The 13,047-nt window shown below is 64.7% G+C and carries 11 protein-coding genes; 4 read left to right on the forward strand and 7 right to left on the reverse strand.

Features of this window, described 5'->3' with window-relative positions; all coding sequences use genetic code 11:
- Nucleotides 1-19: 19 nt before the first annotated feature.
- Nucleotides 20-796, reverse strand: coding sequence for an enoyl-CoA hydratase/isomerase family protein (locus ADBZ9O_RS31035; protein WP_526527344.1), 777 nt, complete (start codon nt 794-796; stop codon nt 20-22).
- 200 nt (nt 797-996) lie between these two features.
- Between ADBZ9O_RS31035 and ADBZ9O_RS31040 the strand changes: the two genes are divergently transcribed.
- The 3 genes from ADBZ9O_RS31040 to ADBZ9O_RS31050 all read left to right on the forward strand — a co-directional run bounded on the left by ADBZ9O_RS31040 (nt 997) and on the right by ADBZ9O_RS31050 (nt 4,629).
- Complete coding sequence (locus tag ADBZ9O_RS31040) at nt 997-1,737, forward strand: 1-acyl-sn-glycerol-3-phosphate acyltransferase (RefSeq protein ID WP_526533698.1); 741 nt, start codon at nt 997-999, stop codon at nt 1,735-1,737.
- Between the two features lie 71 nt (nt 1,738-1,808).
- Nucleotides 1,809-3,395, forward strand: coding sequence for an acyl-CoA ligase FadD12 (gene fadD12, locus ADBZ9O_RS31045; protein ID WP_526533700.1), 1,587 nt, complete (start codon nt 1,809-1,811; stop codon nt 3,393-3,395).
- Nucleotides 3,385-4,629 carry an alpha/beta hydrolase gene (locus ADBZ9O_RS31050; protein WP_526527345.1) on the forward strand — a complete coding sequence of 415 codons (1,245 nt, stop codon included), beginning with the start codon at nt 3,385-3,387 and terminating at the stop codon, nt 4,627-4,629. Before fadD12 ends, ADBZ9O_RS31050 begins: the two co-directional genes overlap by 11 nt.
- Here the strand turns inward: ADBZ9O_RS31050 and ADBZ9O_RS31055 are convergent.
- Both ADBZ9O_RS31055 and ADBZ9O_RS31060 read right to left on the reverse strand, forming a co-directional pair.
- On the reverse strand, nt 4,626-6,047 hold the full coding sequence (locus ADBZ9O_RS31055) for a WS/DGAT/MGAT family O-acyltransferase (protein WP_526527346.1): 1,422 nt from the start codon (nt 6,045-6,047) through the stop codon (nt 4,626-4,628). The genes ADBZ9O_RS31050 and ADBZ9O_RS31055 overlap by 4 nt on opposite strands.
- A 44-nt stretch (nt 6,048-6,091) precedes the next feature.
- The gene (locus tag ADBZ9O_RS31060) at nt 6,092-7,312 is read right to left on the reverse strand and encodes an alpha/beta hydrolase (RefSeq protein ID WP_526527347.1); all 1,221 of its coding nucleotides are present in this window, start codon (nt 7,310-7,312) and stop codon (nt 6,092-6,094) included.
- A gap of 169 nt (nt 7,313-7,481) precedes the next feature.
- Here ADBZ9O_RS31060 and ADBZ9O_RS31065 point away from each other — a divergent pair, with 169 nt between their 5' ends.
- Complete coding sequence (locus ADBZ9O_RS31065; RefSeq protein ID WP_526527348.1) at nt 7,482-9,122, forward strand: amidohydrolase; 1,641 nt, start codon at nt 7,482-7,484, stop codon at nt 9,120-9,122.
- Here the strand turns inward: ADBZ9O_RS31065 and ADBZ9O_RS31070 are convergent.
- The 4 genes from ADBZ9O_RS31070 to ADBZ9O_RS31085 are packed head-to-tail and all read right to left on the reverse strand — an operon-like array spanning nt 9,119 to nt 13,034.
- Entirely contained in the window at nt 9,119-9,916 is a 798-nt protein-coding gene (locus tag ADBZ9O_RS31070; protein ID WP_526527349.1) for an ABC transporter permease, read from the reverse strand. The two genes, ADBZ9O_RS31065 and ADBZ9O_RS31070, sit on opposite strands and share 4 nt — an antisense overlap.
- Entirely contained in the window at nt 9,891-10,832 is a 942-nt protein-coding gene (locus ADBZ9O_RS31075) for a 2-aminoethylphosphonate ABC transporter permease subunit (protein WP_526527350.1), read from the reverse strand. Before ADBZ9O_RS31075 ends, ADBZ9O_RS31070 begins: the two co-directional genes overlap by 26 nt.
- Nucleotides 10,829-11,983, reverse strand: a complete 1,155-nt coding sequence (locus ADBZ9O_RS31080; RefSeq protein WP_526527351.1) for an ABC transporter ATP-binding protein — start codon at nt 11,981-11,983, stop codon at nt 10,829-10,831. The genes ADBZ9O_RS31075 and ADBZ9O_RS31080 overlap by 4 nt, the downstream gene beginning before the upstream one ends.
- A 1-nt stretch (nt 11,984) precedes the next feature.
- Nucleotides 11,985-13,034, reverse strand: coding sequence for a 2-aminoethylphosphonate ABC transporter substrate-binding protein (locus ADBZ9O_RS31085; RefSeq protein WP_526527352.1), 1,050 nt, complete (start codon nt 13,032-13,034; stop codon nt 11,985-11,987).
- Nucleotides 13,035-13,047: the final 13 nt, after the last annotated feature.

Here is a 13,047-nt window from a genome sequence, read left to right on the forward strand (position 1 = left end):
GCCCACGCGCGGCGAAGGTCTAGGTGCCCGTCCACTTCGGGGGGCGCTTCTCGGCGAACGCGACCGCACCTTCGCGGGCATCCTTCGACGCAAAGACCGGCATGAGGATCTTGATCTGCTCTTTCCACTGCTCAGCGGGCGACCAGTTGCGTGATTCGACGATGATCCGCTTGGTCGCGGCCACCGCGAGCGGGCCGTTGGCGGTGATCTTCTCGGCCAGGGCGATCGCGGCATCCAGCGCGCCGCCCGGCTCAGACAGCACGTTGACCAGGCCCAACTCATGCGCGCGGACGGCGGGCAGGTTATCGCCGGTGAGCGCCAGTTCCATCGCCACGGCATACGGGATGCGCTGCGGCAGGCGCAGCAGGCCACCGCCGCCGGCCACCAGACCGCGCTTGACCTCGGGGATGCCGAAAGCGGCGTCCTTGGCTGCGACGATCAGATCGGTCGCGAGCGCAACCTCGGTGCCACCGGCCAGCGCATACCCCTCGACGGCGGCGATCAGAGGCTTCACCGGCGGGCGCTCGGTGAACCCGAGGCCACGGCCTTCGATATCGACGCGCTCACCGCGGGCGAAGGCTTTGAGGTCCATGCCCGCGCAGAACGAGCCGCCGGCACCGGTCAGAATCGCAACCGACAAGCCGGGGTCGGCGTCGAGGCGATCCATCGCGTCGGCCAACCCCTGGCTGACCGCCAAGTTCACCGAGTTCTTGGCCTTCGGGCGGTTGATCGTGATGACCAGAATCCGGTCACGCTGCTCGACGAGTAATTCCGGTTCAGTCGCTTCTTCGCTCACGTGCTGATGGTAAACGTCACAGTAAGGCTGACGGGAACCGGCCCGACCCGGCGGCCATGGCAAACTCGAAGCCTCGGTAGGATCATAAAACTAGAACACGTTCCAATATCCAAGGGGGACCCGTGGAACCGAGCGACGTGGACACAACTGAAGCAGCCGGCCCGGTCACCAAATGGGATCCCGGCCTCACTCAACGGGTCATGGGACTGCTCCGACCGCTGATCAAGGGCTGGCACCGCTCCGAGGTCCGCGGCCTGGAGTCCTTCCCGCCGGGCGGCGCACTGGTGGTCTCCAATCATTCCGGCGGCCTGTTCGCGATGGACGTTCCGGTATTCGCCACCGGATTCTATGAGCACTTCGGCTACGACCGACCGGTCTACACACTGAGCTTCGACCTGATCTTCACCGGGCCGACGGCGGACTTCTTCCGCAAGACCGGTTTCATCCCCGCCAACCACGAGAACGCCGACGAGGCGCTGCGCACGGGCGGGGTGGTCGTGGTGTTCCCCGGCGGCGACTACGACGTCTACCGGCCCACCACCGCCCGCAACAAGATCGACTTCGGCGGGCGCACGGGTTACATCCGCGCCGCGCTCAATGCGGGCGTACCCATCGTGCCGACCGTCGGCATCGGCGGCCAGGAAAGCCAGATCTACCTGACCCGCGGCACCGAGGTGGCCAAGCTGCTGCGCCTGGACAAGCTGTTGCGGGCCAAGATTCTGCCGGTGTCGTTCGGCTTCCCGTTCGGGCTGTCCGCGGTGCTGCCCGTGAATGTGCCGCTGCCCACCAAGATCGTCCAGCAGGTGTTGGAGCCGATCGATATCGTCGCCGAGTTCGGCGAGGATCCCGACGTCGACGAGGTGGATGCGCATGTTCGGCACGTCATGCAGAAAGCGCTGGACAAGCTGGCCAAAGAACGCCGACTGCCGGTGATCGGCTAACGCGGATGCTCGGACTGCCCGCAATCCCCGGACTCGACCGGCTCGCCTCGGTCGGCGATCTCCTTTTCACCATGGTGCAGTCCGGCGTGATCGCCCCGCTGCGCCCCGATAAGTATCTGCGGATCATGGCTGCCGCACAACGTGAAGGCCTTTCCGTGACAAGCGGTTTCGCGATGTCGGCGCAGCGTTGCCCGAACCGTGCGGCACTGATCGACGAGCTCGGCACCTTGACCTTTGCCGAGATCGACCAGCGGTCCGACGCACTGGCCGCCGGACTACAGAAGCTGGACGGCGGCGCAGACACCATCGGGATCATGTGCCGCAACCATCGCGGTTTCGTCGAATCATTGATCGCGGCCAACCGGATCGGCGCACATGCCCTGCTGTTGAACACGTCTTTCGCCGGACCAGCCCTGGCCGAAGTGGTCGAGCGCGAAGGCGTCGATGCGGTGATCTACGACGAGGAGTTCGCCGCCACCGTCGACCGGGCATTGGCCGATCGACCGGCGGCCGCCCGGATTATCGCCTGGACCGATGACCCCGACGCGCATGACCTCACCGTGGAGAAGATGATCGCCGCGAACAGCGGTCAGCATCCGATCAAAAGCGACAGCGCCGGCAAGCTGATCCTGCTGACTTCCGGGACGACGGGAACACCGAAGGGCGCCAAGCATTCCGGTGGTGGTGTCGCCGAACTCAAGGCGATCCTGTCCCGCACGCCGTGGCGTACCGAGAAGACTGTCGTGGTTGTCGCGCCGATGTTCCACGCCTGGGGCTTCTCCCAACTGGTGTTCGCGGCGTCGATGGCCTGCACCGTCGTCACCCGCCGCAAATTCGATCCCGAGGCCACCCTCGAGCTGGTCGACCGCCACCAGGCCTACGGATTGTGCGTGGTGCCAGTCATGTTCGACCGCATCATGGACCTGCCCGACGAGGTGCGCCGAAAGTACAGCGGCCGGTCGCTGCGGTTCGCCAGCGCATCAGGCTCCCGGATGCGCCCGGATGTCGTGGTGAAGTTCATGGACGAATTCGGTGACGTCATCTACAACAACTACAACGCCACCGAGGCCGGCATGATCGCCACGGCCACGCCGGCGGATCTGCGGGCCGCCCCCGATACGGCAGGTAAACCCGCCCTCGGCACCGATATTCGGATCCTCGACGACAGCTTCGCGGAGGTCCCGACCGGTGAGGTAGGCCAGATCTTCGTCCACAACAGCTCGCAGTTCGACGGCTATACCTCATCTTCTGGGGGAACCCAAAAATACTTTCACGACGGATACATGGCATCGGGCGATGTGGGGTACCTGGATTCGGCGGGCCGGCTGTTCGTCGTGGGCCGTGACGACGAGATGATCGTCTCCGGTGGCGAGAACGTCTATCCGATCGAGGTGGAGAAGATCCTGACAACCCACGGCGATGTCGCCGAAGCAAGCGTGATCGGTGTCGATGACGAGACCTACGGCCAGCGGCTGGCAGCGTTCGTCGTTCTGACCGGTGTCGGCACCGCGGACGAAGACATCCTCAAACAGCACGTCCGTGACAATCTGGCCAATTACAAAGTGCCGCGCAGTATCACGATCCTCGACGAGATGCCACGCAACAACACCGGCAAGGTGGCGCGACGGGAACTGCAGGACTTGGCCCGTGAGTCGTAAGCCCCGGCCGCTGCTGCGTGCAGTGGCTGAGCTGCTGATCGCCGCCAACGGCGTGCGGCCGCTGGCCCGGCAGGGCTACATCACCATTCCGATCTTCTTCCTCGGCTGGCCGACCAGCGAAAACGCGCCGCTGCTGCTCGCCGGGTCAGCTCTGGATGCCACCCGGCGCGGGCTGCGCGGCGACTTCGCCGGACGACGGGGCAAGGTCGCCCTGGGACTCACAGGAGCGGCGTGGGCTCTGTTGGGGCTCATCTACTTTCGGAATCTGCGCTCGGCCGAGCCACTGGAGGCGGGCCTGCGCGAGGCGCTCGGCGACGACTACCTTACGGTCGCCGCCAGGTCGCAGCCGGCGGCGGAAGCGCGTCGCCGCGCCGGTGTGTTCCGCACCGGCTGGTCACGACATCGCTACGTCACCAAGTCGAGCACCGTCCGCTACGGACCGCACGGCCGGGCCAACCTGGCCGATATCTGGCGTCGCAGCGATCTACCGCGCGACGGTAAGGCACCGGTGCTCCTGCAGGTTCCCGGCGGCGCATGGGCGATCGGGATGCGGCGCCCGCAGGCCTACCCCTTGATGAGCGACCTGGCCGAACGCGGCTGGATATGCGTGTCGATGGCCTACCGGGTCAGCCCTCGGCACACCTGGCCCAATCACATCGTCGACGTCAAACGTGCGTTGGCGTGGGTGAAGGAGAATATCGCCGATTACGGTGGTGACCCGGATTTCGTTGCCATCAGCGGTGGTTCGGCCGGCGGGCACCTGACCGCGCTGGCGGCACTGACCCCCAACGACCCCCAGTACCAGCCCGGTTTCGAAGACGCCGACACCTCGGTGGTGGCCGCGGTGCCGGTTTATGGCCGCTACGACTGGTTCTCCGATGAGGGCACGGGACGTCCGGAGTTCATCGCGTTCCTGCAGAAGTTCGTGGTGAAGAAACCCTTCGCGGCGTTCCGCCAGATGTACCTCGATGCCTCGCCGATCACCCGGTTACGCCCTGATGCACCACCATTTTTCGTCCTGCACGGCACTGACGACTCGATCATCCCTGTCGACGAGGGACGGGTGTTCGCCAAAGCGCTGCGCGAGGTGTCGACGTCGCCGGTGGCGTACTCAGAAGCGCCGTACGCCCAGCATGCGTTCGATTTCTTCGGTTCGCCCCGCGGACATCACACCGCAGATGCCATCGAACACTTTCTGTCCTGGGTGCACGCCACCCGGGGCCCATCTGGTTAGCGGGCCATCGCCGTTTCGACCACGGTCAGCTCCTCGGAAAGCCCTGCTGCACGCCGAATATCGATGAATTCGTCGATCATTCCGTCGGTGACCTCATGCGGGTCGTCGACAGTGGCACCATCGGCGAGCACCGAAATATTGAGCTGGTCGACGTAACTCCAGACGGTGATGTTCAGCCCGCTCAGTGCAGTCAGCGGCCCGACACTGTAGATCTCGGTCACCAGGGCGCCACCCACCCGGCCGCGTTCCCTGGGCCCGGGCACGTTCGAAATGTTCAGGTTGAGCACTTTGTTCTGTTCGCCGTCGCGTTCAGACAACCAACCGAAGACCCGTTCGAAGGCCACTGGCGGAATGTAATTCGCCCAACGGCTGACAAGTTCAGGCCCGATCAGGTTGTTACTCTCCTTGGCCAGCACCGCATTATCGTGCGCGTCCTGCACCCGGGCCAATGGCGTGTCGATGTGCACCGGTATCGGCATCAACACACCGGTGAAATAGTTACCGGAGATCCGCTGCTGGTTGAAGTCGAACGCCACCGGCACGGATGCGAGGAGGGGGTGATCAGCCTCGCCGTCGTATTGCAGCAACAACTTTCGCAACGCACCCGCAGACAGCGCCAGTACCAGGTCGTTGATCGACACACCGAGGTGCTTGCTGGTCTGTTTGATATCGGCCATCGACAGGGTGGCGGTGGCAAACCGCCGCTCGGGTGTGAGCTTATGGTTGATGAAACTCGGTGGCGGCGTGAAGGGCCGCGTTAGCTCCGGTGAGAGCTTGCGCGAGCTGCGTCGTACCCGGTTTATCCCCTGCGCGGTGTACTTGATGGTCGCCGGGACCCGGCCGATCTGGCGCAGATGGTCACGAAATGCGGAACTTAACAACGCTTTTCGACTCGGCGGCGCGTCGGCGAGATAGGACTCACCATCGCCGTCGAAACCTGGTTGCAGGTCGAGCCCGAGCGCGATCAGATTGGCCGAGGCAACTCCGTCGGCCAGCGCATGGTGGATCTTGGCGACCACCGCGATCCGCCCATTGGCCAGCCCCTGGACGAAATACATCTCCCATAGTGGGCGACTGCGGTCCAGCGGGGTGCTGGCAATCTCACCGATGGCCTCGTCGAGCTGACGACGACCACCCGGCGCGGCGACCCGCCACGGCCGGATGTGGTACTCAAGGTCGACGTCGCAGTTCTCCCGCCACATCGCGCGGTGAAACTTGAACGGAATATCGATCAGCTCATAGCGGAACGGATACAGCTTGTGCATCCGACTGCCGAGGACTTGGCGGAACTCCTCGACCCCGAACTGCCGGTCACCAAGGTCCTGCAGCTCAATGACCGCAACCTTGATGGTGTGCATATGAACGTTAGGCGCTTCGCTGTACAACAGAAACGCGTCCCACCCGCTGAGTCTCTTCACTGGCCTGCGCCTCCCATGACGAGGACCCTACAAGCGGGCGGCGGTCAAATGACCTCTTTGGCTCGGATCACATTCCTGGTGCGGTGAATCTGGTTGAGGAACAGCCCGATTGCCGTGGCCATCGAGCCGGTGCGGGCACCGTCGGTCATATCGAACCCGTGACCGGCTCCCGGCAGCTCCACATAACTGACGACCGAATGTGATTCGGCGCGAAGCCGTTCGACGAAGCTGCGGGCCTGCGCGACCGGGATCACGGTATCGCCGCTACCGTGAATGACCAGGAACGGCGGGGCGTCGGCGTGCACTCTGGCGATCGGCGAGGCGTTGCGGAACAGCTCGGGCTCGCGTTTGATCCTTTTGTTGACCACCACCGTTTCGAGGAACTCGACAAATCTGGCGCGTTCGGCGGTCGAGCGGTCCTCCCAGTCGTAGCGGCCATAGATTCCGATCACTGCGTCCACCGAGGTATCGGCCCCGTCGGGCAGGTCGCCCTGGAATTCCGGGTCCCCCGGTGTCAAGCCGGCGAGCGCCGCCAAGTGACCCCCGGCCGAGCACCCCGCGATGGTGACGAAATCGCGGTCCCCGCCGAAGCGGTCCACATTGGCCCGGGCCCAGGCGATGGCGGCCTTGACGTCCGTCATGTGCCGCGGCCAGCGGTTCGACGGCGAAACGCGGTAATCGATAGACAGACATACCCAGCCGAGTTCGGCCAGATGCGACATCAGTGCGTAGCCCTGCATGATCCGGCTGCCGTGCACCCACGCGCCGCCGGGGACGAAGATCATCACCGGGGCCCCCGCGGGCACATCTTTGCGGCGCCAAACGTCGAGAAGCTGCTCGGGATCGTCGCCGTAGCGCACCGATGAGCGGTGCACATGCTTGCGGTGCTGCAGTGCCTTCCACAGCGGCGGGGTCCGTTCCGGCGCCGGCCACTCGATATCGAGATCGGCGGCGGGCACCACACCACGCAACGCGGCTGCGGACACCGCGTGGGTCTTATCGCGCTCCTGCTGGCGAATTTCGCCGATACCTGGGGTGAACCAGGACCTTGCCGTCGCGGAGAGCATTTCGGGGACCACCCGAGCGCCCCAGATGCCCATCGCGGTATACCCGCCCAGCGATTCCAGGTGCTTGCCGATGACGGGCAAGGATGTCGACGCGACACTCGCGGCCAGCATGTAGTCCGCAGGACGCGCGTGCAGCAACCACCGCGCCCGGGAGTACATGGTGGGCCCCGGGTAACGGGTTTCGGGTCGAACAGTCATCGTCGGAGCGTACCCCGGACATACTCAGGGGTAACGACAAAATTCACGACCTGTCTACTACGCCGTACGGTCATGTCGTTCCCGCAGGTCAGACGGTTGCACCGGGATCCGACACGCCCCACTTTCGAGACGACACGCCGTGCGGCGCCGCAAGGGGTATGAAGATGACATGACCGCACCAGCGGACGTCATTTACATCGGCGCCAATATTGTCACTCTCGTTGACAGCAATCCCACTGCCGAAGCAGTCGCGGTCGAAGATGGACGCATTGTCGCCGTCGGAACCCGCGATGACGTCGTCTCCGCCCACCAGGGCCCCACCACCGTCGTCAGAGAGCTGCGCGACGCCACCATGGTGCCAGGGTTCATCGACCCGCACAGTCACTATTTGAGCGCTCTGACGGTGGTCAACCAGGTCAACCTGTTTCCGCCACCGGCCGGTCCCGGTGCCGATGTCCCGTCGATCATCGCTGCCCTCAACGACTTTCGAACTTCGCGACAGATTCCCGCGGATGAATTGATCGTCGCCTACGGCTACGACGACACCGCCATGCCCGACGGTCGCACCCTGCACAAAGAGGACCTCGACGCCGACTTCCCAGATAACCCAGTGCTGGTCGGGCACGTTTCGATGCATGGCGCGGTGCTGAACTCGGCCGCGATGCGCACCTACGGCATTTCCGCGGAGACGATTACCCCACCGGGCGGGGTGATCGTGCGCAAAGCCGGATCCGAGGAGCCCGACGGACTGGTGATGGAGACCGCCTATCTGCCGATCATGAGTGCGATGCCCAAGCCGACGCCTGAGCAGGAGATTCAGTGGAGCATCGCCGCTCAGAAGATGTACGCCTCCTTCGGATTCACCACCGCCCATGAGGGCCTGTCCCACGCGAGTGATATCGCGCTGATGCAGCGGGCAGCAGCAGGCGGGGCCACGGTGATCGATGTGATCGCGTTCCCGTTCATCCTGGAACTGGACGCGGTGCTGGCCGATAATCCGCCCGAGACGTTCGGCACCTACCGCGACCGGTTCAAGCTCGGCGGCGTCAAGATCACCATCGACGGTTCACCGCAAGGGCGGACCGCCTACTTCACCACGCCCTACCTGGTCGACGGGCCCGACGGACAACACGATTGGCGTGGCGAGCAGGGTTTCCCGCAGAGCGTCGTCAATGACTGGTTCACCAAGGTCTACGGCCTCGGGTTGCCGCTGAACATCCACGCCAACGGTGATGCCGCCATCGACATGCTGCTCGACGCGCATGTGGCAGCCGCCGGTGACGAGGTCGCCAAAGACCGCAGGACGGTGGCCATCCACGCCCAGTTCGTCCGGGCCGATCAGCTCGATCGGTTCGTCGAATACCAGATCATCCCTTCCCTTTTCACTGAGCACACGTTCTACTTCGGCGATGCGCACATCCGGCTGCGCGGCCGCGAACAGGCAGACTTTCTCAGCCCGATGCGGGCGGCGCTGGACCGCGGACTGCGGGTGACCAACCACACGGATTTCGTGGTGACCCCGTTGGACCAGATGTTCCTGTTGTGGACCGCGGTGAACCGGGTGGCCCGCAGCGGTGAGGTGATCGGCACCGATCAGCGGGTGACACCGCTGGAGGCGCTACGGGCGATCACCATCGACGCCGCGCACCAATACTTCGAGGAGGCCGACAAGGGTTCCATCGAGGTCGGTAAGCTCGCCGATCTGGTTGTCCTTGACGGTAATCCGTTGACCGTTGACCCGATGACGATCAGGGACATCACTGTGCTGGAGACGATCAAAGAAGGTCGGACGGTGTACTCGGCGGTCTAGCGCAGCGCGGCCCGGCCGCGGATCCGACCCAGCACCAACAGCGCCAGCAAGGTGACCAGGAGCAGCACCGTCGTGCAGGCCGCCGCCTGGAATGCCTGACCCCGGTCGGTCAGGCCGAAGATGGTGACCGGCAGGGTCTTCCACGTCGCCGGGTAGACCATCACGGTGGCCCCCAACTCGCCCATCGACAGCGCGACGGCCAGGCCCGCGGCAGCACCGAGCGCGGGCATCAGCAGCGGCACGGTGATCCGGAACAGTACGCGCACCGGGCCTGCGCCAAGGGATTCCGCCGCCTGCCGATACGCCGGGTCGAGGCGATCCAGTGCCGCCGATACCGCACTGAAAGCGAACGCCAACACCAGAACTGCGTGAGCCAAGATCACGATCCACCGTGTTCCGCCCAAGAGCAGTGGCCGCGAGTTGAAGGCGATGAGCAGGCCAAGTCCGATGGCCACCGACGGCACCGCGATCGGCAGGTGAAACACCGCATCGGTGAGCCGACGCAGCCAGCCGGGCGCCTCGCGGGCAGCGAGTGCTGCCCAGGTGCCAAGGATCAGGGCCAGCCCACCGGCGACGAGGGCGGTCTGGAGGCTGACCGAAACGCTGGCCAGATTTTCACCGGACAGGGCATCGCCGACGTGCCCGAACCCGAGATCAGAAGGCAGAGCACCGTTCCACGAACCGGCCAGCCCGGCCAGCACCACAGTGGCCAGCGGTGCGACGAAGACGACCAGCACCACCAAGCCGAAGACCGTGAGTAGTGTTGCCCTACTTCGCAGGTTCCACAGCAACATCTGCGCTCACTCCACTTTCCTTGTGGGTCCGGCCACCAACCCGTGCGAAAACCATCCGATAGATCACGTACAGGGCCAGCGATAACACCACCTGAACGGTCGCGATCACCGCGGCACCCGGCAGGTCGAACGCGACGATGCCCCTGGTGTAGATCAATACGGGCAGGGTGATCACGCCCTTGGCCCCGGTGAACAGCACGATGCCGAACTCGTTGAGGGTCAGTAGCAGCACCAGGCTGCCACCGGCTACCAGTGCGGGCCAGGCCTCAGGCAGCACCACAACGCGCAACACCCGCAGCGGGGACGCGCCGAGGCTGGCCGCGACATCGAGTTGTTGGCGCGGGAGCAGAGCGAACGACGCCAGTAGCGGGCGAACGACGAACGGGGTGAAAAAGGTGACTTCGGCCGCAATCACTCCCGCCGGGGTGTACCGGAAATCCAGTGCAGGCGAGGAAGACCCGAAGATCTCGGCGATAAGCGCGTTGGCCGCACCCGCCGTACCGTAGAGAAAGGTGAACGCCAAGGTGATCAGGAACGACGGCAGCGCCAGGATCGTGTCGATCAACCTGCCGACGATAGACGCGCCGGGGAACGGCACGAACGCGAGCACGATCGCCAGGAAGGTGCCCAACACCAGGCACAGACAGGTCGATATGACGGCGATCGACACCGTACGCCACAGCGCGTCCCGAAAGACCTCCGAGCTCAACACCGTCGTCCAGGTCGACCACCCATGGCCGGTACCGACTTTCGTCGATTCCAGACACACTCTGATCAGCGGATATACCGCAGCCACCAGGACGACCAGCAGGGGCGCCAATGCCCACAGCGTCGCCCGCGACCGTCCGGCGGCCGGCGGGTTCACCGGCTGATCGGTCGGATCGACGGGCGCAGGCTGATCGAGAACTGTGGTCATGTCGGATTCCGCACCAGCACCCCGGCGGGCTCGGGAAACCGGACGCCGACCTCGGTGCCGATCTCGAATTTCGCATTACCTGGCGCATCGACCTCGATCAGCTGATCGGGCAGACCGTTGACCGAGAGCATCAACCGGGTGGTCGCTCCCCGCCACACGGTTGCGTTGACGTTGGCGCGCAGGGCATCCCGGTTACCCAGTCCGACAATCTGCATGGCGTGCGGCCGGATGCAAAGCAGCGCGCGTGATCCCGGCTCCCAATCATTCTTGGCCAGCTTGGACTGCGGCGCCTCGGCGCTGACCGTCTTGTGCGCGATGGTCACCAACGCCGAGGTGCCGATCACCCGACCGACGGTGCAGGGAATCAGATTGGCGCCGCCGAGAAAGGCCGCGGTGAAACTGGTTGGCGGACGTTTCCACAGGTTCTCGGCGGTGTCGACATCCATCAGCCGGGCGTCGTTCATCACCACGATTCGGTCGGCCAGCGCCAATGCCTCGGCCTGGTCATGGGTGACATAAAGCATGGCGGTGTCGGGGAGTGCCTCTTTGAGGCGCTGCAATTCGGCGAGCATCGACTGCCGCAACCGGGCGTCGAGCGCGGCCAGGGGTTCGTCCAGCAGAAGCACTTTCGGCCGGATTGCCAGGGCGCGGGCAATCGCCACCCGCTGCTGTTGCCCGCCGGAGAGCTCGCGTGGCAAGCGGTTTCCGAAATCGCGCATGCCGACCATATCCAGCGCCTCGGTGACCCGGCCGTCGATGTCCCGGCGGGGCACCCGCTGCGATCTGAGCCCGAACGCCACGTTGTCGAACACCCGCATATGCGGGAAGAGGGCATAGGACTGCAGGACGACTCCGATGCCCCGTTTCGCCGGCGGAAGATCGGTCACGTCGCGGCCCCCGAGCCGGACCCGCCCCGACGTCGGCCGGACGAACCCGGCCAACGCGTTGAGTGCGGTCGACTTTCCTGAGCCGCTGGGGCCGAGCAGTGCGACGGTCTCGCCGACGGCGACCCGCAAATTGAGGTCGACCAGGGCGTGCGTCACCTTCTTGCCGCGTCCGTAGGCAACCCCGACCCGGTCGAATGTGATTGCCGGTGAGACGGATTCACTGACGACCGCGGTCCTGGGCCGAACTACCCCTGCTTCGGCCATCTCAGCTACCGGTGGCCTTCTGATATGCCGCGACGTCCGCATCAAGATCGGTCAGCACCGCGTTCCAGTCCGGCACCCAGACGGTAACTCCCTTGAGGACCGCGGCGGGGGTGTTCGGCGCCGCGTCTGACGAGCCGACCAGCGAATCCAGTACCGGAATGCCCAGCGCATCGGGCGCGACCGTCTTCTGCACGTCTTCGGTCAGCAGGAAGGCCAGCAGCTTCTTGGCGGCCTCAGCGTGCGGCGCACCTTTGGTGACACCTGCGACATACGGCAGCGACACCGTGGTTTTCGTCCCGTCGGCGGCAGCGGGAATGAAGATGGTGAATTTCGAGCCGTCATCCTTGATCGAGCCCAGGTTCATCTGCACGTCCCCGTTGGCGACCAGCAGCTCGCCATTGCTGACCTTCGGCTGAAGCTTGCCGGTCGACGAGGACGGACCGACATTGTTGGCCTGCAACTTCCCCAGGTAGTCCAGCGCCGCCGGCTTACCGAGCAGGTGCTGGAGCAGGACCAGTACCGCGGTGCCGTCGCCAGCCTGGCCCGGCGTCGAATACTGCAATTTACCTTGGTATTCCGGCTTGAGTAGATCATCCCAGGTGGTCGGCTGCGGTTGGGCGCCCGGATTGACGATGAAGCTCAGTGCGTTGTTGACGATCGGGACATAGTTGCCGCCGGGGCCCACCTGATCGGCCGGGATACCGGCGGTGTCAACACCACTGGGCTGCAGCAGGCCAGATTTGTCCGCCTTCTGGATAAACGGTGGCAGTGTCACCAACAGGTCGGCCTGCGGATTGGACTGTTCCTTCTCGACGCGCGACACCACTTCACCCGAGCCCGCCTCCACCACGTTGACGTTGATGCCGGTGTCTTTGGTGAATGTGTCGAACTGCGATGCATACCAGGCGCCCAGACCGTCGGCGCTGTAGACAGTCAGGGTCTCGCCACTCCCCGAGCCGGACGACCCGGTACCGCCGCACGCCGCGGTCAGGCTCACTGACGCCGCAGTCAAGGCAATAGCGGCTACTCGTAAAGACTTTCGCATTCCCATGGGCTCTTCTCTT

The organism is Mycobacterium sp. (genome assembly GCF_965229105.1).
In the GTDB taxonomy this organism is placed as follows: domain Bacteria; phylum Actinomycetota; class Actinomycetes; order Mycobacteriales; family Mycobacteriaceae; genus Mycobacterium.

Coding starts and splice junctions, on each gene's coding strand:
- ADBZ9O_RS31040 (WP_526533698.1), top strand. CDS start 997: ATGGGACTGCTCCGACCGCTGATCAAGGGCTGGCACCGCTCCGAGGTC.
- ADBZ9O_RS31065 (WP_526527348.1), top strand. CDS start 7,482: ATGACCGCACCAGCGGACGTCATTTACATCGGCGCCAATATTGTCACT.
- fadD12 (WP_526533700.1), top strand. CDS start 1,809: ATGGTGCAGTCCGGCGTGATCGCCCCGCTGCGCCCCGATAAGTATCTG.
- ADBZ9O_RS31085 (WP_526527352.1), bottom strand. CDS start 13,034: ATGGGAATGCGAAAGTCTTTACGAGTAGCCGCTATTGCCTTGACTGCG.
- ADBZ9O_RS31070 (WP_526527349.1), bottom strand. CDS start 9,916: ATGTTGCTGTGGAACCTGCGAAGTAGGGCAACACTACTCACGGTCTTC.
- ADBZ9O_RS31060 (WP_526527347.1), bottom strand. CDS start 7,312: ATGACTGTTCGACCCGAAACCCGTTACCCGGGGCCCACCATGTACTCC.
- ADBZ9O_RS31075 (WP_526527350.1), bottom strand. CDS start 10,832: ATGACCACAGTTCTCGATCAGCCTGCGCCCGTCGATCCGACCGATCAG.
- ADBZ9O_RS31080 (WP_526527351.1), bottom strand. CDS start 11,983: ATGGCCGAAGCAGGGGTAGTTCGGCCCAGGACCGCGGTCGTCAGTGAA.